Genomic DNA, 20,148 nt, shown 5'->3' on the forward strand with positions numbered 1-20,148 from the left:
GGTGCCTCAGGACTCCTGGGAAAGGGAGACGAGCACGTCGTCCCCTTCGATCTTTACGGGGTATACGGGGACGGGGCGCGTCGCGGGAAGGCCGGACGGCTTGCCGGTGCGGAGGTCGAACGCGGAGCCGTGCAGCCAGCACTCGATCTGACAGTCCTCCACCTCGCCCTCGGAGAGCGAGACGTTCGCGTGCGAGCAGATGTCGTTGATCGCGAACACCTCCCCCTCGGTCTTCACGACCGAGACCGGCGTGCCGTCGAGCTCCACCCGCTTCGGGGTGTCGTCCTCCAGCTCGCTCAGGCCGCAGGCGCGCAGGAACGTCGAAGGGGCAGTCATCAGACCGACGCCTCCAGCTCCTCGTCGATCTTCACCAGCAGACGCTCTTCGATGTCGTCGACGCCGATCTGCTGGACCAGCTCGGCGAAGAAGCCGCGGACCACCAGACGGCGGGCCTCCTCGGCCGGGATGCCGCGGGCCATCAGATAGAAGAGCTGCTCGTCGTCGAAGCGGCCGGTCGCCGAGGCGTGGCCGGCACCGACGATCTCACCGGTCTCGATCTCCAGGTTCGGTACGGAGTCGACCCGGGCGCCGTCGGTCAGCACGAGGTTGCGGTTCATCTCGTACGTGTCCGTGCCCTCGGCGGTGGCCTCGATGAGGACGTCACCGATCCACACGGCGTGCGCGCCGTCGCCCTGGAGCGCGCCCTTGTAGGCGACGTTCGACTTGCAGTGCGGGGTGTTGTGGTCGACCAGGAGGCGGTGCTCCTGGTGCTGGCCGGCGTCCGTGAAGTAGAGGCCGAAGAGCTCGGCCTCGCCGCCGGTGCCGGCGTAGGCGACCCGCGGGTGCAGACGTACGAGGTCGCCGCCGAAGGTGACCACGAACGACTTGAACGTGGCGTCCCGGCCGATCAGCGCGTTGTGCTGGCCCACGTGCACGGCCTTGTCGTCCCAGTCCTGGACGGAGACGACGGTCAGCTTGGCGCCGTCGCCCAGGAGGTAGTCGACGTTGGCAGCTAGGACGGCGTCACCGGTGTGGTCGATGACGACGACGGCCTCGGCGAAGGCGCCCAGTTCGATGACCTGGTGGCCGTAGGCGACCCCGCCCTGGCCGTGCACGGCGATGCGGATCGGCTCCGTGAGCACCGTGTCCTTGGGGACGGTGACCACGCCGGCCTTCTCGAACGCCGAGTACGCCTGGGCGGCGATGCGGTCCACCGGGGTGCCGGCCCTGCCGATCCGGGCGTCGTCACGGGCGACGGTCTCGACCGTGACGCCCTCGGGCGCCTCGATGTCGACCTTCACGCCGTCGCCGGTGGCGACCGCGGTGCCGTCGTGCAGCCCGCGCAGGCGCTCCAGCGGCGTGAACCGCCACTCCTCCTCACGGCCGTGGGGGACGGGGAAGTCCGCCACGTCGAAGGACGGGGGCGCGCTCATGCGCGTGGCGACGGTCGACTCGGCGGCCACCGCGATCTGGCCCGCGGTGGTGGAGCCCACGGGGATAATCTGAGCCTCAGCCATGGCTGTCGGTCTGCTCTCTTCCTACGTCAGAAATTCGCTGCTGCCTGGGGACCGCGGGTCTTAACCGACCGCGCCTTCCATCTGCAGCTCGATCAGCCGGTTGAGTTCAAGGGCGTACTCCATGGGCAGCTCCTTGGCGATCGGCTCGACGAAGCCGCGCACGATCATCGCCATCGCCTCGAACTCGGAGAGGCCGCGGCTCATCAGGTAGAAGAGCTGGTCGTCGGAGACCTTGGAGACGGTCGCCTCGTGGCCCATGGACACGTCGTCCTCGCGGACGTCCACGTAGGGGTACGTGTCGGAGCGGGAGATCGTGTCGACGAGCAGCGCGTCGCACAGCACGTTCGACTTGGAGCCGTGGGCGCCCTCGCCGATCTCGACGAGACCGCGGTAGGACGTACGACCGCCACCGCGCGCCACCGACTTGGAGACGATGTTGGAGGAGGTGTTCGGCGCCATGTGGACCATCTTGGAGCCGGCGTCCTGGTGCTGGCCCTCGCCCGCGAAGGCGATGGACAGGGTCTCGCCCTTGGCGTGCTCGCCCATCAGGTAGACGGCCGGGTACTTCATGGTGACCTTGGAGCCGATGTTGCCGTCGATCCACTCCATGGTCGCGCCCTCGTACGCCACGGCGCGCTTGGTGACCAGGTTGTAGACGTTGTTCGACCAGTTCTGAATGGTCGTGTAGCGGCAGCGGGCGCCCTTCTTCACGATGATCTCGACCACCGCGGAGTGCAGGGAGTCCGACTTGTAGATCGGCGCCGTACAGCCCTCGACATAGTGGACGTAGGCGTCCTCGTCGACGATGATCAGCGTCCGCTCGAACTGGCCCATGTTCTCCGTGTTGATACGGAAGTAGGCCTGGAGCGGGATCTCGACGTGCACGCCCTTCGGCACGTAGATGAACGAGCCACCGGACCACACGGCGGTGTTCAGCGAGGCGAACTTGTTGTCACCGACGGGGATGACGGTGCCGAAGTACTCCTTGAAGAGCTCCGGGTGCTGCTTCAGGGCCGTGTCGGTGTCCAGGAAGATGACGCCCTGCTCCTCCAGGTCCTCGCGGATCTGGTGGTAGACCACCTCGGACTCGTACTGGGCCGCGACACCGGCGACGAGGCGCTGCTTCTCCGCCTCGGGGATGCCGAGCTTGTCGTACGTGTTCTTGATGTCCTCGGGCAGGTCCTCCCAGGACTCCGCCTGCTTCTCCGTGGAGCGCACGAAGTACTTGATGTTGTCGAAGTCGATGCCCGAGAGGTCCGAGCCCCAGTTCGGCATGGGCTTCTTCTCGAACAGGCGCAGGCCCTTGAGGCGAAGCTTGGTCATCCACTCCGGCTCGGACTTCTTCGCCGAGATGTCCCGGACGACGTCGTCGTTGATGCCGCGCTTGGCAGAGGCACCGGCCGCGTCGGAGTCGGCCCAGCCGTATTCGTAGTTGCCCAGGCCATCAAGCTCAGGATGGGCAGTCTCCGTGGGCAGAGTCATGCGGGGTTCCTCCCGGCCGTGCTTGCAGATGCGGTGTGGTCGTGCTGGTCGATCTTGGAAATCTTTGGGATGAACGTCGTGCAGACGCCGTCGCCGTGGGCGATGGTGGCCAGTCGCTGGACGTGCGTACCGAGCAGCTCGGAGAAGATCTCCGTCTCCGCCTCGCACAGCTGCGGGAACTGCTCGGCGACATGGGCGACCGGGCAGTGGTGCTGGCAGAGCTGCTCGCCGACCGGTGCGCTACGCGCCGTAGCAGCGTACCCGTCCACGCTCAGGGCCTTGGCTAGTGCTTCGGTGCGGCCCTCGGGGGTCGCGGCCTCGATGGCCTCGCGATACGCCCCGGCCTGGGCGGCCATCCTGGCGCGGGCGAAGGCGACGAGCGCCTCGTCCCCGCCGTCACGCTCCGCGATCCAGCGCAGCGCGTCCGCGGCCAGCTTGTCGTAGGACTGGTCGAATGCGTCCCGGCCGCAGTCCGTCAGGGCGAACACCTTGGCGGGCCGGCCGCGCGTACGCGCGCCGTAGACGCGCTGCTCGCGGGCTTCCACGACGTCGTCGCCGACGAGCGTGTCGAGATGCCGGCGTACGGCCGCGTGGGTGAGGCCCAGCCGGCCTGCGAGGTCGGCGACGGTCGACGGGCCGTGGTCCAGGATGGAGCGCGCGACGCGGTTGCGGGTGGACCGCTCACCGGTCGCGAGTTCCTCCTGCGGAGCCTCGCCAACGTTTTTCACAACGCCATTGTTGCGTAATTCCTCAGAGCCTGACAACCCGCGTCCCGAGCGGTGGACGGTGTCACGCATCACTTAGGTATACCTAAGCTGACCTGCGGAAACGATCTTTGATCGATCAATACGGTGGCGTTCCCCGGAGCGTTCCAGCAGACTGCCGGACGTGCCCATACCCCCTCCCACCGGCCCACTCGTCACCCGAGCCACCCTCGCCGCACAGCTGCGGGAGCTCGGGATCCGGCCCGGCGAGACCGTCCTCGCGCACTCCTCGCTCAGCGCGCTGGGATGGGTCTGCGGCGGCGCGATATCCGTGGTCCAGGGACTGCTCGACGCCCTTGGCCCGGCCGGGACCCTGGTGGTTCCCACCCAGTCCGGCGACCTCTCCGACCCGGCGCTGTGGGCCAGTCCTCCGGTTCCCGAGGAGTGGTGGTCGGCCATCCGGGCGACGATGCCCGCCTACGACCCGCTGATCACGCCCACCCGGGGCGTCGGTGTGGTCCCGGAGGCGGTCCGCACCTGGCCCGGTGCCCTGCGCAGCGCACACCCCCAGACCTCCTTCGCGGCGATCGGCCCGGGCGCGGCGCGGGTCGTCGAAGGGCACGCGCCCGACTGCCGGCTCGGCGAGCGCAGCCCGCTGGCCCGTCTGGAGGCGATGGGCGCCCGGGTCCTGCTGCTCGGCGCGGGCTACGACGCGTGCACCGCCTTCCACCTGGCCGAGTACCGGATCCCTTCGCCGCTGGCCGAGGTGGGCCGCCCGGTCCTGGGACCCGATGGAACGCCCCGCTGGGAGGTGGTGACGGAGGTGTCGATCACCTCCGACCGCTTCGAGGAACTCGGCGCCGACTTCGAACGGGACCGGCCCGTCGTACGCGGCCGGGTGGGCGCCGCCGACGTGCGCCTGTTCCCGGTGGCCGACGCCGTGGCGTACGCGCAGCGGTGGCTGGCACTGCACCGGCCGCGCGAGGAATGGGCCGCCGACCAGGTGAGGGGCCCCGCCCGCCCGGATCCCCGGCCGCGTCCCTAGACTTGCGCCTCATGCGAAGCGAGCCCGTGGTCCAGGTCCAGGCCCTGGTGAAGCGGTACGGCACGAAGACCGCCGTGGACGGCCTCGACCTGGTGGCCCGAGCGGGCATCACCGCTGTACTCGGGCCCAACGGCGCGGGCAAGACGACGACGGTCGAGACCTGCGAGGGGTACCGGAAGCCGGACTCCGGCACGGTGCGCGTCCTGGGCCTCGACCCGGTGCGGGAGTCGGCACGGCTGCGTCCGCGGATCGGGGTCATGCTCCAGTCCGGCGGCGTCTACTCGGGCGCGCGTGCCGACGAGATGCTCCGCCACGTGGCGAGGCTGCACGCCCATCCGCTGGACGTGGACGGGCTGATCGAGCGGCTGGGCCTGGACGGCTGCGGGCGTACGACGTACCGGCGGCTGTCCGGCGGTCAGCAGCAGCGGCTCGCACTCGCGATGGCCGTGGTGGGCCGCCCGGAGCTGGTCTTCCTCGACGAGCCGACGGCGGGGCTCGACCCGCAGGCCCGCCGGGCGACCTGGGACCTGGTCCGCGACCTGCGCACCGACGGTGTCTCCGTCATCCTGACCACGCATCACATGGACGAGGCCGAGCAGCTCGCGGACGATGTAGCGATCATCGACGCCGGCCGGGTCGTCGCGCAGGGCTCCCCCGAGGACCTGTGCCGCGGCGGCGCCGAGAACACCCTGCGCTTCACCGGCCGCCCGGGGCTCGACGTGGGCTCACTGCTGAAGGCCCTGCCTGCGGACAGCACGGCGGCCGAGCTGACGCCGGGCGCCTACCGGGTGGGCGGGAAGGTCGATCCCCAGCTCCTGGCGACGGTCACCTCCTGGTGCGCCCAGCACGGCGTGATGCCGGAGAAGATCTCCGTCGAGCGCCACACCCTCGAAGACGTCTTTCTCGAGCTCACCGGCAAGGAGCTGCGTTCGTGACCACCGCCGGCACCTACACCCCGAAGCCGGGTGCGGCTCCGCTGCCGCGCATGATCGGCGCCCAGGCCGTCCTCGAGACGAAGATGCTGCTGCGCAACGGGGAGCAGCTCCTGCTCACGGTCGTCATCCCGACGCTGCTGCTGGTGCTGTTCAGCACGGTGGACATCGTCGACACGGGCGGGGGCGACGCCGTCGACTTCCTGGCCCCCGGCATCCTCGCGCTCGCCGTGATGTCGACTGCGTTCACGGGCCAGGCCATCGCGACGGGCTTCGAGCGCCGGTACGGCGTCCTCAAGCGGCTCGCCTCCTCGCCGCTGCCGCGCTGGGGTCTGATGACCGCCAAGACGGCGTCGGTGCTGGTCACGGAGATCCTCCAGGTGATCCTGCTGACCGCGATCGCCTTCGCGCTGGGCTGGTCACCGCACGGCAACCCGCTGACGGTGCTGCTCCTGCTGGTGCTGGGGACCGCCGCGTTCTCGGGGCTCGGCCTGCTGATGGCCGGCACCCTGAAGGCGGAGGCGACGCTGGCCGCCGCCAACCTGGTCTTCCTGCTGCTCCTGGTCGGCGGCGGCGTGATCGTCCCACTCGACAAGTTCCCCTCCGGCGCCCAGGACGTCCTCGGCCTGCTGCCCGTCTCGGCGCTCTCCGACGGCCTGCGGGACGTGCTCCAGCACGGCGCCGGGATGCCCTGGGCGGACCTCGGGATCCTCGCGGTGTGGGCGGTGCTCGGGCTCGGGGCCGCCGCCCGATTCTTCCGGTGGGAGTAGAGACCTCCCCCTCGTGAAGGCGTGCACAAGCGGCCCCCTACGATGGGGCGCGTGCCCAACGTGACCCGAGCCGACGCCCTCCGCGCGGTACGCAGCCCGCTCGCCTTCATCGCCGAACGCTGGACCCCCGCGCCGCGGACGGTGCGGCGCGCGGCCCTCGCCGCGCTCGCCATGGCGGTGGTCATCGTGGTCACCGGCGGCGCCGTGCGGCTGACCGGTTCCGGGCTCGGCTGCCCGACCTGGCCCAAGTGCACCGACGACTCGCTGACCACGACCAGTGCGATGGGCTTCCACGGCGTCATCGAGTTCGGCAACCGCATGCTGACGTATGTGCTGTGTGCCGCGGTCGGCTGGGCGATCATCGCCGCGCGCTCGCAGAAGCCGTGGCGGCGCGGTCTCACGCGGCTGGGCTGGGCGCAGTTCTGGATCGTCATGAGCAACGCGGTCCTCGGCGGGATCGTGGTCCTGGTGGGCCTCAACCCGTACACGGTCGCCGCCCACTTCCTGCTCTCCACGGCACTGATCACCGTCGCGACGGTGATGTGGCAGCGCACCCGCGAGGGCGACGCCGAGCCGCGTCCGCTGGTCGGCAGGGCCGTGCAGCAACTGGTCTGGTTCCTGGTCGTCGCGGCCGTTCTGCTGATCGCGGTCGGTACGGTCGTCACCGGAGCCGGACCGCACGCGGGCGACTCCAGCAAGGTCAACCGGATTCCCCTCGACTGGGAGACGGTCGCCAAGCTGCATTCCGTACTGGCCTGGATCGTGGTGACGCTGACCTTCGCCCTGTGGTTCGTCCTCAAGGCGGTCGACGCCCCCAAGGGCCCGCTGGACCGCACGCGCGATCTCTTCCTGATCCTCCTCGGACAGGGCGTCATCGGCTACGTCCAGTACTTCACGGACCTCCCCGAGGCCCTGGTCGGCCTCCACATGTTCGGCTCCTGCCTGGTGTGGATCGGTGTCGTGCGCGTCCTGCTGGCGCTGCGCGAACGCCCGCTGACCGTGGCGGACCTGCCGGGCCCGGCGGCGGAAGCGACGCTCACGCGCGCGTGAGGCCCGTGCGTCAGCGCTCCGCGTACGCCGCCACCAGGCCATCCATCGCGGGACCCAGATAGTTCCTGGTCAGCTCGCGCCGGCGGACCGTCCACCCGTCGGTGGACGGCGCCGGATCGCCGTACCGCCGGCGCCGGATGTCCTCGACGACGTCGATGGGCGCGCCAAGTTCCGGGAGGAGGTCAAGGGCCTCCCGTTTGGAGATCAGCCGGCCGTCCCGCAGCGTGACGGTCGCGCGGGCGAACGTGACCATCCCCAGGTCCACCCAGACGTCCTGCTTCCACAGTCGCGCCTTGCGCACCGCCGGCCGCCAGAACTCCTTCTGGTCGCGGACGACGAAGGCGTGGAGCTCGTCGTCCGGCAGGGGCGGGAGCAGATCCCCGGGGGAATCACCGTGCCGGACGAGCCCGAAGGCGTGCAGTTCACGGCGGGTGACCGGGGTGACCGGGCGTCTCATCAGCCCGTTGTGGGCCCAGGTGAGATGGGACCGTTCCGCGCCGGCCAGGGTGTCGGGGGTCAGATAGCTGCAGTGCAGCTTCCGGGCGAGCGGTTCGTCGCGCAGCCCGCGGTGCAGCCGGGCCAGCCGGCGGACGGTAGCGAGCGAGATCGGCCCCTCCAGGACCGCGATCATGTCCAGGTCGCTGCGTCCCTCCTGGTAGTCGCCCCCGGCCAGGGATCCGTGCGCCCATACGGCGACGGGGGCGAGGGCGCGCAGCCCGGCGAGGAAGCGGTCGAGGAGCCGGGCCGTGGCGTCGTCGGTCATGGGGCCAGTCTGAGGTGCTCACGCCAGCCCGTACACCCGGCGGGCGTTTCCCGCGGCGATGAGCCCGGCCACCCGCTGGGCGTCCGCCAGTGACCAGGCGCCCTCGGCGACCCAGGTGCCGAGCACCCGGGCGAGGGACTCACGGAAGAGGCGGGCGCCCACCACGTGCAGTTCCGGCAGCCCGTGGGCGCCGCTGGAGAAGAGCAGCTTGCCGAAGGGGGCCAGTTCCAGGATCTCCGCGAGTACGGCGGCCGCGCGGGCCCCCGTACGCACCATGGAGGCGCCCAGGTCGGCGTACACGTGGGAGAAGACGCCGGCGAGGTGGGCCGCGTGCCGGTGGTAGGGGTAGCCGTGCAGCAGGACGAGATCGGTGCCGAGGCCGGCGGTGGCACGGGCGAAGTCGGTGAGCAGGACCGGGTCGGTGCGGTCGATCCGCAGCCCGGGTTCGCCGAGACCGGCGTGGAGTTGGAGGGGCAGCCCCGAGGCCACGGCGATCCACAGCAGATGGCGCAGCAGCACCGGGTCGCTCAGCTCCCCGCCGACCCGCCGCCCGGCGAGCCAGCGCCCCGCCGCGCCGCGCACCTCTCCCGGTCCCGGCGGCTCGGGCGCGAGCGCCAGTCCGTGCCGGACCCCGGCCACGGAGGTGAAGGCGACGGCGTTCGCGGAGGCGCCGTGCACGGACTCGGCGAGGTTGGCGAGGAACGACTCGACGGTGCCGGAGGTATCGGCGACCTGTTCGGCGAGCAGCTCCAGCCGGATGACCTCATGGGCGTCGGCCGCTCCGGTGTTGGCCATCTCGCCGGGTCCGGTGAGGTCGCCGGGCAGCCCGGTGTCGACGAGGTAGGTCGTGATGCCGCTGCCCCGCAGCAGCCGGCGGCCCGCCTCCAGGACGCCCAGCTCACGGCGCCGGGCGAGATAGTGGGCGGGCGCGCAGTGCGGCTCCAGGCCCAGCAGGGGCGGGCACCAGCGGCGTACGGCGAACCCGGTCTGGGTGTCGAAGAACGTGGTGCCGGAGGCGGCCGGGCCCTCGGTCCGGGCGAGGTGGGCCTCGAAGGTGCCGAGGCCCAGCTCCGTGCGCAGCACGCCGTGGCAGTACTGGTCCACGAGGGACGGCGTTTCGATCATCCGGACTCCCGTGGCTGGACCCTGCTTCTCAGGTCCCTAACGGGTGAACCGGGTGTCAGGTGTTGCTCGCGGCCCGGTTCAGCTGTTGCGCGGGCCGCCCAGCTGGATCCCCGCCATCCGCTGCCACTCGTACGGGCCGGTCTTCACCTTGGCCGCGAACTCGCCGTCGAACGCCTCGTGAACGGTGACCCCGGCCTTCTTCACGGCCGCCTCGGCGATCTCGTACGTGGGCGCCACGAGGTCGCCCCAGCCGCCGTCCTCGCCGACGAGCACGATCCGGGCGCCCTTCTGGCCGAGGTACGCGACCTGGGCGTCGGCCCCGCCGTGCGCCCGGGCGAAGGCGGCGATCTCCTTGGCGAGCCGGGCGGTCCTGCGCTCGGCCTTGGTGTCGTGCGCGGCGCCGGTGTTCTCGTCAGCCTGCTGGATGTCTGCCATGGCCAGGATGCTACCGACGGGTAGATCAAACGGCGATGGGCGGGGTGCGTGGCTTTGACCACGCACCCCGCCCGTCACACGGAACGTCGGGAAGAAAGAGGGGCCTATCGCAGGAAGGGGTCCACCGCGACCGCCACGAACAGCAGCGAGACATAGGTGATGGACCAGTGGAAGAGGCGCATCTCCTTGAGCTTGCCGCCCCCGGCCTCGGACTTGGCGCGGTTCTGCAGCGCGTGCGCCTCCCACAGCCACCAGCCGCCGGCCACCAGGGCGACCGTCGTGTAGAACCATCCGGTGTAACCGAGCGGGGTGAGCAGCAGCGAGACGGCGACCATCACCCAGCTGTAGAGAACGATCTGCCGGGCGACCACCTTGTTCGAGGCGATGACGGGCAGCATCGGCACGCCCACGCGCGCGTAGTCGTCCTTCACCTTCATGGACAGCGGCCAGTAGTGCGGCGGCGTCCAGAAGAACATGACAAGGAAGAGGACGACCGGCGCCCACGACAGCGAGTTCGTCACCGAGGACCAGCCGATGAGGACCGGCATACAGCCCGCGATACCGCCCCAGACGATGTTCTGCGAGGTGCGGCGCTTGAGGATCATCGTGTAGACGACGACGTAGAAGAGGAGTGCGCCGAGGGAGAGCCAGGCCGAGAGCCAGTTGACCGTCAGGCCGAACAGCAGGGTGGACACCGCGGCGAGCGAGAGGCCGAAGGCCAGGCACTCGCGCGGGCTGACCATGCCGGTGACCAGCGGCCGCTGGTTGGTCCGCTCCATCAGGGCGTCGATGTCACGGTCGATGTACATGTTGAGGGCGTTGGCACCGCCGGCCGAGAGATAGCCGCCGAGGCAGGTGAGGAGCACCAGCTTCAGATCGGGCACACCCTGCTCGGCCAGGAACATCACCGGAACGGTCGTGATCAGCAGCAGCTCGATGATCCGCGGCTTGGTCAGCGCCACGAACGCCTTGAGACGGGCCCCGAACGGCCGCCGGCCCCGGCTGCTGCTTGCCTCGAGCTCCCCCACAGCCGGACAGGCGGGGGAGGTGGCCCCACCCAATGGACGGGATTCGACGGCCGTCACGCACACCCCTGACAGAGACATCCCAGCAAGCCCCCAGGTGTGAACTCCCAGTAAAGGCTCGCGCGTACCACGCCACTGTAGACGTTGCCCATACCCCGACATTCGCGGGGGTGGGGTCGTGTTGGGCGGTACGGCGAGAAGAGCTGGGGGCCACTCGATTGAGCAGTCGGACGAACGGCTCCGTATTCACTTGCCGAACAGGGAACACGCCGGTCGGGAGGCGGATCTCCGTCAGTCCCGGCAGTCTGGAATGAGTCGAAAAAACGCACGTACTTACGGGGGTAGGCTCGACAACGGCCGGTGGGCGCCGAGCGCACCGGCATTCGACATGTGGAACATGTGGAGAGGAGCCCTGACCCAGGGTGAGCACCAAGCCGACCACCACAGACCTCGAGTGGACCGAGTTGGACCAGCGGGCCGTCGACACCGCCCGCGTCCTGGCCGCCGATGCCGTACAGAAGGTCGGTAACGGCCATCCGGGTACGGCGATGAGCCTCGCGCCTGCCGCGTACACCCTCTTCCAGAAGGTGATGCGGCACGACCCGGCCGACCCCGACTGGACCGGACGTGACCGCTTCGTGCTGTCCGCGGGCCACTCGTCCCTGACCCTCTACACCCAGCTCTACCTGGCCGGCTTCGGCCTGGAGCTGGCGGACCTCGAGTCGTTCCGTACGTGGGGCAGCAGGACCCCCGGTCACCCCGAGTACGGGCACACCCCCGGGGTGGAAACGACGACAGGACCGCTCGGCCAGGGTGTCGCCAACGCCGTGGGCATGGCGATGGCCTCCCGTTACGAGCGTGGTCTGTTCGACCCGGACGCGCCGCAGGGCGAGTCCCCGTTCGACCACTTCATCTACGCGATCGCCGGTGACGGCTGCCTCCAGGAGGGCATCTCCGCGGAGGCGTCCTCCATGGCCGGGCACCAGAAGCTCGGCAATCTGATCCTGCTGTGGGACGACAACCACATCTCGATCGAGGGCGACACCGAGACCGCGGTCTCCGAGGACACGGTCAAGCGGTACGAGGCGTACGGCTGGCATGTGCAGCGGGTGGCGCCGAAGCCGGACGGCGACCTCGACCCCGAGGCGATCTACAACGCCATCCAGGCCGCCAAGACCGTGACCGACCGGCCGTCGTTCATCGCGATGCGCTCGATCATCGCCTGGCCCGCCCCGCACGCGCAGAACACCGAGGCCGCGCACGGCTCGGCGCTCGGCGAGGACGAGGTCGCGGCCACCAAGCGCGTCCTGGGCTTCGACCCGGAGAAGTCCTTCGACGTCTCCGACGAGGTGCTGGCCCACACCCGTGCCGCCCTCGACCGCGGCCGTGAGGCCAAGGCCGAGTGGGAGAAGGGCTTCGCCGCCTGGCGCACCGCCAACCCGGAGCGCGCCGCCGAGTTCGACCGCGTCGCCGCGACCGAGCTGCCGGCCGGCTGGGAGGAGAAGGTCCCGGCCTTCGAGGCGGGCAAGGCCGTCGCCACGCGTGCCGCGTCCGGCAAGGTCCTGCAGGCGCTCGGCGCGGTCATCCCCGAGCTGTGGGGCGGCTCGGCCGACCTGGCCGGCTCGAACAACACCACGATCGACAAGAACTCCTCGTTCCTGCCGGCCGGCAACCCGCTGCCGGGCGCCGACAAGTACGGCCGCACGATCCACTTCGGCATCCGCGAGCACTCGATGGCCGCCGAGATGAACGGCATCGCGCTGCACGGCAACACCCGTATCTACGGCGGCACCTTCCTGGTGTTCTCCGACTACATGCGCAACGCCGTACGCCTGTCCGCGCTGATGCACCTGCCGGTGACGTACGTGTGGACGCACGACTCGATCGGTCTCGGCGAGGATGGCCCAACCCACCAGCCGGTCGAGCACCTGGCCTCGCTGCGCGCCATCCCCGGCCTCAACGTCGTCCGCCCTGCCGACGCCAACGAGACCGCGATCGCCTGGCGCGAGATCCTCAAGCGCTACACCAAGGTGTACGGCAAGGGCGCTCCGCACGGTCTCGCGCTGACCCGTCAGGGCGTGCCGACGTACGAGGCCAACGAGGACGCGGTCAAGGGCGGTTACGTCCTGTTCGAGGCCGAGGGCGGTACTCCCGAGGTCGTCCTCATCGGCACCGGCTCCGAGGTGCACGTCGCCGTGGAGGCGCGTGAGCAGCTCCAGGCCGCGGGCATTCCCACCCGAGTGGTGTCGATGCCGTGTGTGGAGTGGTTCGAGGAGCAGGACCAGGGGTACCGGGACAGCGTCCTGCCGCCGTCCGTGAAGGCGCGGGTCGCGGTGGAGGCCGGGATCGGTCTGACCTGGCACCGGTTCGTCGGGGATGCGGGCCGCATCGTTTCCCTGGAGCACTTCGGTGCTTCGGCCGACGGCAAGGTGCTCTTCCAGGAGTTCGGATTCACTGCCGAGAACGTCGCCGACGCCGCCCGGGAATCGATCGCCGCAGCCACGCGCTGACGCTGACATACGACACGTAGGAGATGCAATTTCGATGACAGACGCACTCAAGCGCCTCTCCGAAGAAGGCGTCGCGATCTGGCTGGACGACCTCTCGCGGAAGCGGATCACGTCCGGCAACCTCGCCGAACTGCTCGACCAGCAGCACGTCGTGGGTGTCACCACCAACCCCTCGATCTTCCAGAAGGCCATCTCGCAGGGCGACGGTTACGACCAGCAGGTCTCCGACCTCGCCGCCCGCAAGGTGACCGTCGAGGAGGCCATCCGGATGATCACGACGGCGGACGTCCGTGACGCCGCCGACATCCTGCGCCCGGTCTTCGACGCGAGCGGCGGGCAGGACGGCCGGGTCTCGATCGAGGTCGACCCGCGCCTGGCCCACAACACCAAGGCCACCGTCGCCGAGGCCCGGCAGCTGGCCTGGCTGGTGGACCGCCCGAACACGCTGATCAAGATCCCGGCGACCAAGGCGGGCCTGCCCGCGATCACCGAGACGATCGGCCGGGGCATCAGCGTGAACGTCACGCTGATCTTCTCGCTCGAGCGCTATCGCGAGGTCATGGACGCCTACCTCTCGGGTCTGGAGAAGGCCAAGGCCGCGGGCCTCGACCTCTCGAAGATCCACTCGGTGGCGTCCTTCTTCGTGTCCCGGGTGGACACGGAGATCGACAAGCGGATCGACGCCCTGGGCACGGACGAGGCCAAGGCCGCGCGCGGCAAGGCGGGCCTCGCCAACGCCCGGCTCGCCTACCAGGCGTACGAGGAGGTGTTCAGCGGCGACCGCTGGAACGCCCTCGACAAGGCGCGGGCCAACAAGCAGCGTCCGCTGTGGGCCTCGACCGGCGTCAAGGACCCGGCGTACAAGGACACCATGTACGTCGAGGAACTGGTCGCGCCGAACACGGTGAACACCATGCCGGAGGCCACTCTGGAGGCCACCGAGGACCACGGCGAGATCACCGGCAACACCATCTCCGGCACGTACGAGCAGGCCCGCGCCGATCTCGACGCGGTCGAGAAGCTCGGGATCGCGTACGACGACGTGGTCCAGCTGCTGGAGGACGAAGGCGTCGAGAAGTTCGAGGCGTCCTGGAACGACCTGCTCAAGTCGACCGAGGCGGAGCTCCAGCGCCTCGCCCCTTCGGAGGGCTGAAATCTTGTCGAGCAGCAATCCGCTGCGTGACCCCGCAGACCGACGGCTCCCGCGTATCGCGGGGCCGTCGGGCCTGGTCATCTTCGGCGTCACGGGCGATTTGTCACGTAAAAAGCTGATGCCCGCGGTGTACGACCTCGCCAATCGCGGACTGCTGCCACCGGGCTTCTCGCTCGTCGGCTTCGCCCGGCGCGAATGGCAGGACGAGGACTTCGCGCAGGAAGTCCACGACGCCGTCAAGGAGCACGCGCGCACCGAGTTCCGGGAGGAGGTCTGGCAGCAGCTCATCCAGGGGATGCGCTTCGTCCAGGGCACCTTCGACGACGACGACGCCTTCGAGAACCTGAAGGCGACGATCGAGGACCTCGACAAGGCGCAGGGCACCGGCGGCAACTTCGCCTTCTACCTCTCCGTACCGCCCAAGTTCTTCCCCAAGGTCGTGCAGCAGCTGAAGAAGCACGGCCTGGCCGACCAGGAGCGCGGCTCCTGGCGGCGCGCGGTCATCGAGAAGCCGTTCGGCCACGACCTCAAGTCGGCCGAGGAGCTCAACGCGATCGTGCACGAGGTCTTCGCCCCGGACCAGGTCTTCCGTATCGACCACTACCTGGGCAAGGAGACCGTCCAGAACATCCTGGCGCTCCGCTTCGCCAACCAGATGTTCGAGCCGATCTGGAACCGGTCGTACGTCGACCACATCCAGATCACCATGGCCGAGGACATCGGCATCGGCGGCCGCGCCGGCTACTACGACGGCATCGGCGCCGCCCGTGACGTCATCCAGAACCACCTCCTCCAGCTGATGGCGCTGACCGCGATGGAGGAGCCCGCCTCCTTCGACGCCGACGCGCTGGCCGCCGAGAAGACCAAGGTGCTCGGCGCCGCGAGGCTGCCGAAGGACCTGGGCAAGAACACGGTCCGCGGGCAGTACGCGGCCGGGTGGCAGGGCGGCGAGAAGGTCGTCGGCTACCTCCAGGAAGACGGCATCGACCCCAAGTCGAAGACCGACACCTACGCGGCCGTGAAGCTGGAGATCGACAACCGCCGCTGGGCGGGCGTCCCCTTCTATCTGCGCACGGGCAAGCGTCTGGGCCGCCGCGTCACCGAGATCGCGGTCGTCTTCCAGCGGGCCCCGCACTCCCCCTTCGACCACACGGCGACGGAGGAGCTCGGCCAGAACGCGATCGTCATCCGGGTCCAGCCGGACGAGGGCATCACGGTCCGCTTCGGCTCCAAGGTGCCCGGCACCTCCATGGAGATCCGGGACGTGTCCATGGACTTCGCGTACGGCGAGTCGTTCACGGAGTCGAGCCCCGAGGCGTACGAGCGCCTGATCCTGGACGTCCTCCTGGGCGACTCGAACCTCTTCCCGCGCACCGAGGAGGTCGAGCTGTCCTGGAAGATCCTCGACCCGATCGAGGAGTACTGGGACAAGCACGGCAAGGCCGCGCAGTACCCCGCGGGCACCTGGGGCCCCGTCGAGGCGGACCAGATGCTCGAGCGAGACGGACGGAGCTGGCGCCGGCCATGAAGACAGATCTCACGGACACCACGGCCAGCAAGATCAACAAGGCGCTCGTCCAGGGCCGCCGGGCCATCGGCACGCCCGCCGTCGGCATGGTGCTCACCCTCGTCATCGTCACGGACGAGGAGAACGCCTACGACGCCCTGAAGGCCGCCAACGACGCCTCGCGCGAGCACCCCTCGCGCACGCTCGTCGTCATCCGGCGCGTCTCGCGCTCGCCCCGCGACCGCACGAAGTCGCGCCTCGACGCCGAGGTGCGGCTGGGTGTGGAGGCGGGCACCGGTGAGACGGTCGTCCTGCGGCTCTACGGCGAGGTCGTGGACCACGCCCAGTCCGTGGTCCTGCCGCTGCTCCTGCCGGACGCCCCCGTTGTCGTCTGGTGGCCGGTGAACGCGCCGAGCGATCCGGCCAACGACCCGCTGGGCGCGCTCGCCCAGCGCCGGGTCACCGACACCTACGCCTCCGAGCAGCCGGTACGGGAACTGGGCGCCCGTGCCGACGCCTACACCCCCGGTGACACGGACCTGTCGTGGACCCGCATCACGCCCTGGCGCTCGATGCTGGCCGCGGCCCTCGACCAGGTCACCTGCGCGGTGGACGCGGTCGAGGTGGAGGGCGAGGAGTTCAACCCGAGCTGCGAGCTGCTCGCCATGTGGCTCGCGGACCGGCTGGACGTCCCGGTGAAGCGCTCGGTGTCGTCCGGGCCCGGCCTCACCGCCGTACGGATGGCCACGGACTGCGGTCCGATCGTGCTGGACCGTGCCGACGGCTCGCTGGCGACGCTGTCCATCGAGGGCCAGCCCGACCGTGCCGTGGCGCTCAAGCGCCGGGAGACGGCCGAGCTGATCGCGGAGGAGCTGCGGCGGCTCGACCCGGACGACACGTATGCGTCGGCGCTGCGGTACGGGGTGGACCGGCTGAGCGCCGCCTCCGCGGAGGACCCGGCGGAGGACTCCGGCGCGGTCAAGGCTCCGGTCAAACGGACGGCGAAGGCGCCCGCGAAGAAGGCCGCCAAGGCACCGGCCAAGAAGGCGGCCGCCAAGTGAGTACTCCGCAGCTCGTCGTCCACCGCGACAAGGAGCTGATGGCGAAGGCGGCAGCGGCCCGGCTGGTCACGAAGATCGTGGACGCGCAGGCCTCGCGTGGCTACGCCTCGGTCGTGCTCACCGGCGGGCGCAACGGCAACGGCCTCCTCGCCGCGCTGGCCGAGGAGCCCGCCCGGGACGCGATCGACTGGACCCGGCTCGACCTGTGGTGGGGCGACGAGCGGTTCCTGCCCGAGGGCGACCCGGAGCGCAATGTCACCCAGGCCCGTCAGGCGCTGCTGGACTCGGTGCCGCTGGATCCCGGGCGGGTGCACGCGATGCCCGCGTCCGACGGCCCGTACGGCGCCGACGCGGACGCCGCGGCCGAGGCGTACGCCGCGGAGCTGGCCAAGGCCGCGGTGCCCGAGAACCACGGTTCGGTGCCGGCCTTCGACGTCCTGATGCTGGGCGTCGGGCCGGACACCCACGTGGCCTCGTTGTTCCCGGAGCTGCCCGCGGTGCGGGAGACGGAGCGGACGGTGGTCGGCGTGCACGGTGCGCCGAAGCCGCCGCCGACCCGGATCACGCTCACGCTGCCCGCGATCCGCTCCGCCCGGGAGGTGTGGCTGCTCGCGGCCGGCGAGGACAAGGCGGAGGCCGCTGCCATCGCCCTGTCGGGCGCGGGTGAGGTGCAGGCACCGGCCGCCGGTGCCTACGGCCGCTCGCGCACCCTGTGGCTGCTGGACTCCGCGGCGGCCTCGCAGTTGCCGCGGTCGCTGTATCCGCCGGCGTCACCCTGAGGCCACGGGCGCTCCCCCACCCCGCTCCTCAATCGCCGGAGGGGCTGAACCTCAGTCTCTCCGGCTCCGGAGGGGCGGGGTGGGGGAACCTCACTTCACCGACCCCGCCATCACCCCCTGCACGAAGTGCCGCTGGAACGCGAAGAACACCGCCACCGGCACGATCAGCGACAGAAACGCCCCCGGCGCCAGCACATCGATGTTGCTCCCGAACTGCCGTATCTGCGACTGGAGTTCCACGGTCAGCGGCTGCGAGGAACTGTCGGCGAACAGCAGGGCGACCAGCATGTCGTTCCACACCCACAGGAACTGGAAGATCGCGAGACTGGCGATGGCCGGCCGCCCCACCGGCAGCACGAGCCGCGTGAAGATACGCCACTCACCGCCCCCGTCCATCCGCGCCGCCTCCAGCATCTCCCGCGGCATCTCCGCGAAGTAGTTGCGCAGCAGGAAGATGGCGAACGGCAGCCCGTAGGAGACGTGGAAGAGGACGACGCCCGGGATCGTCCCGAACAGCCCCAGCTGGCCGAAGAGTTTGGCGACGGGCAGCAGACCGATCTGGACGGGCACCACCAGCAGCGCCACCACGATCAGGAACACGGTGTCCCGGAAGGGGAACTCCAGCCAGGCGAAGGCGTATCCGGCGAGCGCCGCGATCACCACCACCAGGACCGTCGTCGGCACCGAGATCAGCACGGTGTTCCAGAACGCCTGGGTCATGCCCGCATTGCCCAGCAGGGCCGAGTAGTTGTCGAAGGACAGCTGGGCCGGGCTGGTGACACTGGTCCACCAGCCGCCGCTCGCGGTGTCCTCGGCGGACCGCAGCGAGGACAGGAACAGCCCGGCGAGCGGGGTGACCCAGATCAGGCCGACGATCACGAGGAACGCCTGGACCAGGCTGCCGGCCAGCCACTTGCGCACCGCGCTCATCGTGAACTCCTTCGGAACCGGCGGACGTTGAAGACCATGGCCGGGATGACCAGCAGCAGGAGCAGCACACCGAGGGCGCTGCCGAGGCCCTGGTTGTTGCCGCCGCCGAAGGACACCAGCCACATCTGGGTGGCGAGCACGGTGGCGTCCTCCTGCACCGGCCCGGGCGCGATGATGTAGACGAGGTCGAAGACCTTCATCACGTTGATCACCAGCGTCACGAAGACCACGGTGAGCACCGGCGCCAGCAGCGGCACGGTGATCCGGCGGAAGATCTGCCACTCGTTGGCGCCGTCCATCCGGGCCGCCTCCAGGGCGTCGCGCGGCAGTGCGGCGAGCCCGGCGCCGATGAGGACCATGGCGAAGCCGGTCCAGATCCACAGATAGGCGCCGATGATGGCGGGTGTGACGAGCGCGGGACCGAGCCAGGAGACACCCTCGTACGGCGGGGCGAAGTTCGAGGCCGGCAGCCGCAGCGTGTACGCGCCCGAGCCCAGGCCGCCGAAGCGGAAGGACCCGTCGGCCGCGGTGGTGGTGCTCGCGGCCGTCCTCCCGTCGCGCACCGCCTCGACCTTCATCTTCGGCAGACCGCTCTCGCGCCGGTCGACCTTTCCCTGCTCCCCTCCGCCGCCGGGCGTGAAGTCCAGGTAGACGACCCCGCGCAGCTCGTCCCCGGCCGCCGCCCGCCCGGCCGCCGGGTACGCGGGCCGGGCGTCCTTCGGCAGGTCCCCGGGGAGCACGCCGACCAGGCCGAGCCCGACGGTGTGGCCGGGGGTCGCGGCAGCGGTCGTACGGTACGAGCCGTCGGCACTGTGGGTGAGGCCCTGGCCGTCACGGGCGCGTGCGGTCGGGTAGGAGGAGGTGGCCTTGAAGGTGTCGTGGACGCCGACCACGGCGGCGTTCAGGACGCCCTTGTCGGGGTCCTCGTCGTAGGCGAGCCGGAAGATGATGCCGGCGGCGAGGAACGAGACCGCCATCGGCATGAAGAGCAACAGCTTGAACGCGGTGGCCCAGCGGATCTTCTCGACGAGCACGGCGAGGACGAGGCCGAGCGCGGTGAGCAGCGTCGGCGCGACGACGACCCAGATGGTGCTGTTGCGGATGGCCTTGATGGTGGCCGGGTCGCGGAACATCTCGGTGTAGTTGTCGCCGCCCACGAACCGGGTGCCGGAGGCGTCGAAGAAGCTGCGCCCCACGGAGAAGAGCACGGGGTAGACGACGAGTGCGCCGAGCAGGAGCAGGGCCGGGAGGACGAAGGCGAGGGCGATGATCCGGCCGCGGCGCCGGGCGCGACGCCTGCGGTCGGGCACGAGGACGGGCGGCGGGCCTGTCTCCTTCACGAGGGTGGCGGTCATGGCGA

Annotated in this window: 19 protein-coding genes; 9 read left to right on the forward strand and 10 right to left on the reverse strand. The window is 70.2% G+C overall.

The window, feature by feature from the left end; translation table 11 throughout:
* Positions 1-6: 6 nt before the first annotated feature.
* The 4 genes from ACFVYF_RS00760 to ACFVYF_RS00775 are packed head-to-tail and all read right to left on the reverse strand — an operon-like array spanning position 7 to position 3,727.
* A complete protein-coding gene (locus ACFVYF_RS00760; protein WP_389448688.1) occupies positions 7-336 on the reverse strand; it encodes a non-heme iron oxygenase ferredoxin subunit in 330 nt (109 codons plus the stop codon).
* Positions 336-1,517, reverse strand: coding sequence for a Fe-S cluster assembly protein SufD (gene sufD / locus ACFVYF_RS00765; protein WP_389448691.1), 1,182 nt, complete (start codon positions 1,515-1,517; stop codon positions 336-338). Before sufD ends, ACFVYF_RS00760 begins: the two co-directional genes overlap by 1 nt.
* A 60-nt stretch (positions 1,518-1,577) precedes the next feature.
* Entirely contained in the window at positions 1,578-2,999 is a 1,422-nt protein-coding gene (sufB, locus tag ACFVYF_RS00770; RefSeq protein ID WP_389448694.1) for a Fe-S cluster assembly protein SufB, read from the reverse strand.
* The gene (locus ACFVYF_RS00775) at positions 2,996-3,727 is read right to left on the reverse strand and encodes a helix-turn-helix transcriptional regulator (protein ID WP_389448697.1); all 732 of its coding nucleotides are present in this window, start codon (positions 3,725-3,727) and stop codon (positions 2,996-2,998) included. Before ACFVYF_RS00775 ends, sufB begins: the two co-directional genes overlap by 4 nt.
* A gap of 160 nt (positions 3,728-3,887) precedes the next feature.
* Between ACFVYF_RS00775 and ACFVYF_RS00780 the strand changes: the two genes are divergently transcribed.
* Genes ACFVYF_RS00780 through ACFVYF_RS00795 form a run of 4 tightly spaced genes read left to right on the forward strand, consistent with a single transcriptional unit; the run spans position 3,888 to position 7,500 of the window.
* A complete protein-coding gene (locus ACFVYF_RS00780) occupies positions 3,888-4,748 on the forward strand; it encodes an aminoglycoside N(3)-acetyltransferase (protein ID WP_389448700.1) in 861 nt (286 codons plus the stop codon).
* An 11-nt stretch (positions 4,749-4,759) separates the two neighbouring features.
* A complete protein-coding gene (locus ACFVYF_RS00785; RefSeq protein WP_389448703.1) occupies positions 4,760-5,683 on the forward strand; it encodes an ABC transporter ATP-binding protein in 924 nt (307 codons plus the stop codon).
* Between the two features lie 50 nt (positions 5,684-5,733).
* On the forward strand, positions 5,734-6,450 hold the full coding sequence (locus ACFVYF_RS00790) for an ABC transporter permease (protein WP_389450553.1): 717 nt from the start codon (positions 5,734-5,736) through the stop codon (positions 6,448-6,450).
* Positions 6,451-6,492: 42 nt separating this feature from the next.
* Positions 6,493-7,500, forward strand: a complete 1,008-nt coding sequence (locus ACFVYF_RS00795; protein WP_389448706.1) for a heme A synthase — start codon at positions 6,493-6,495, stop codon at positions 7,498-7,500.
* Positions 7,501-7,510: 10 nt separating this feature from the next.
* Here ACFVYF_RS00795 and ACFVYF_RS00800 read toward each other — a convergent pair whose 3' ends face one another.
* From ACFVYF_RS00800 to ACFVYF_RS00815, 4 genes are all read right to left on the reverse strand, one after another.
* Entirely contained in the window at positions 7,511-8,263 is a 753-nt protein-coding gene (locus tag ACFVYF_RS00800) for a nucleotidyltransferase (protein WP_389448709.1), read from the reverse strand.
* An 18-nt stretch (positions 8,264-8,281) separates the two neighbouring features.
* The gene (locus ACFVYF_RS00805; protein ID WP_389448712.1) at positions 8,282-9,388 is read right to left on the reverse strand and encodes an amidohydrolase family protein; all 1,107 of its coding nucleotides are present in this window, start codon (positions 9,386-9,388) and stop codon (positions 8,282-8,284) included.
* Between the two features lie 78 nt (positions 9,389-9,466).
* Entirely contained in the window at positions 9,467-9,823 is a 357-nt protein-coding gene (locus ACFVYF_RS00810) for a hypothetical protein (protein WP_389448714.1), read from the reverse strand.
* 104 nt (positions 9,824-9,927) lie between these two features.
* On the reverse strand, positions 9,928-10,914 hold the full coding sequence (locus tag ACFVYF_RS00815; RefSeq protein WP_389450556.1) for a heme o synthase: 987 nt from the start codon (positions 10,912-10,914) through the stop codon (positions 9,928-9,930).
* Positions 10,915-11,270: 356 nt separating this feature from the next.
* Between ACFVYF_RS00815 and tkt the strand changes: the two genes are divergently transcribed.
* From tkt to pgl, 5 genes are read left to right on the forward strand one after another with little or no spacing between them, the layout of a single operon-like run.
* Positions 11,271-13,358 carry a transketolase gene (gene tkt, locus ACFVYF_RS00820; RefSeq protein ID WP_389448717.1) on the forward strand — a complete coding sequence of 696 codons (2,088 nt, stop codon included), beginning with the start codon at positions 11,271-11,273 and terminating at the stop codon, positions 13,356-13,358.
* Between the two features lie 34 nt (positions 13,359-13,392).
* Positions 13,393-14,511, forward strand: a complete 1,119-nt coding sequence (gene tal / locus ACFVYF_RS00825) for a transaldolase (RefSeq protein ID WP_389448720.1) — start codon at positions 13,393-13,395, stop codon at positions 14,509-14,511.
* Position 14,512: 1 nt separating this feature from the next.
* Complete coding sequence (gene zwf, locus ACFVYF_RS00830; RefSeq protein ID WP_389450559.1) at positions 14,513-16,039, forward strand: glucose-6-phosphate dehydrogenase; 1,527 nt, start codon at positions 14,513-14,515, stop codon at positions 16,037-16,039.
* Positions 16,036-17,079 (forward strand): glucose-6-phosphate dehydrogenase assembly protein OpcA, encoded by a 1,044-nt coding sequence (opcA, locus tag ACFVYF_RS00835; protein WP_389448722.1) that lies wholly within the window; start codon positions 16,036-16,038, stop codon positions 17,077-17,079. Before zwf ends, opcA begins: the two co-directional genes overlap by 4 nt.
* On the forward strand, positions 17,076-17,858 hold the full coding sequence (gene pgl / locus ACFVYF_RS00840; RefSeq protein WP_389448724.1) for a 6-phosphogluconolactonase: 783 nt from the start codon (positions 17,076-17,078) through the stop codon (positions 17,856-17,858). The genes opcA and pgl overlap by 4 nt, the downstream gene beginning before the upstream one ends.
* 90 nt (positions 17,859-17,948) lie before the next feature.
* On the opposite strand, the gene ACFVYF_RS00845 is transcribed toward pgl, so the two are convergent.
* Complete coding sequence (locus ACFVYF_RS00845) at positions 17,949-18,788, reverse strand: carbohydrate ABC transporter permease (RefSeq protein WP_389448726.1); 840 nt, start codon at positions 18,786-18,788, stop codon at positions 17,949-17,951.
* Positions 18,785-20,143: a carbohydrate ABC transporter permease gene (locus tag ACFVYF_RS00850; RefSeq protein WP_389448728.1), complete on the reverse strand. Its 1,359-nt coding sequence runs from the start codon at positions 20,141-20,143 to the stop codon at positions 18,785-18,787. Before ACFVYF_RS00850 ends, ACFVYF_RS00845 begins: the two co-directional genes overlap by 4 nt.
* Positions 20,144-20,148 lie beyond the last annotated feature (5 nt).

It is taken from the genome of Streptomyces sp. NPDC058274 (assembly GCF_042881375.1).
In the GTDB taxonomy this organism is placed as follows: Bacteria; Actinomycetota; Actinomycetes; order Streptomycetales; family Streptomycetaceae; genus Streptomyces.

What these genes read in the sequence shown, in the direction of transcription:
- sufB (WP_389448694.1), bottom strand. Translation starts at nt 2,999, where the DNA reads ATGACTCTGCCCACGGAGACTGCCCATCCTGAGCTTGATGGCCTGGGC.
- ACFVYF_RS00850 (WP_389448728.1), bottom strand. Translation starts at nt 20,143, where the DNA reads ATGACCGCCACCCTCGTGAAGGAGACAGGCCCGCCGCCCGTCCTCGTG.
- ACFVYF_RS00845 (WP_389448726.1), bottom strand. Translation starts at nt 18,788, where the DNA reads ATGAGCGCGGTGCGCAAGTGGCTGGCCGGCAGCCTGGTCCAGGCGTTC.
- ACFVYF_RS00760 (WP_389448688.1), bottom strand. Translation starts at nt 336, where the DNA reads ATGACTGCCCCTTCGACGTTCCTGCGCGCCTGCGGCCTGAGCGAGCTG.
- tal (WP_389448720.1), top strand. Translation starts at nt 13,393, where the DNA reads ATGACAGACGCACTCAAGCGCCTCTCCGAAGAAGGCGTCGCGATCTGG.
- ACFVYF_RS00795 (WP_389448706.1), top strand. Translation starts at nt 6,493, where the DNA reads ATGGGGCGCGTGCCCAACGTGACCCGAGCCGACGCCCTCCGCGCGGTA.
- sufD (WP_389448691.1), bottom strand. Translation starts at nt 1,517, where the DNA reads ATGGCTGAGGCTCAGATTATCCCCGTGGGCTCCACCACCGCGGGCCAG.
- ACFVYF_RS00785 (WP_389448703.1), top strand. Translation starts at nt 4,760, where the DNA reads ATGCGAAGCGAGCCCGTGGTCCAGGTCCAGGCCCTGGTGAAGCGGTAC.
- opcA (WP_389448722.1), top strand. Translation starts at nt 16,036, where the DNA reads ATGAAGACAGATCTCACGGACACCACGGCCAGCAAGATCAACAAGGCG.
- ACFVYF_RS00810 (WP_389448714.1), bottom strand. Translation starts at nt 9,823, where the DNA reads ATGGCAGACATCCAGCAGGCTGACGAGAACACCGGCGCCGCGCACGAC.
- ACFVYF_RS00805 (WP_389448712.1), bottom strand. Translation starts at nt 9,388, where the DNA reads ATGATCGAAACGCCGTCCCTCGTGGACCAGTACTGCCACGGCGTGCTG.
- ACFVYF_RS00790 (WP_389450553.1), top strand. Translation starts at nt 5,734, where the DNA reads ATGATCGGCGCCCAGGCCGTCCTCGAGACGAAGATGCTGCTGCGCAAC.
- ACFVYF_RS00800 (WP_389448709.1), bottom strand. Translation starts at nt 8,263, where the DNA reads ATGACCGACGACGCCACGGCCCGGCTCCTCGACCGCTTCCTCGCCGGG.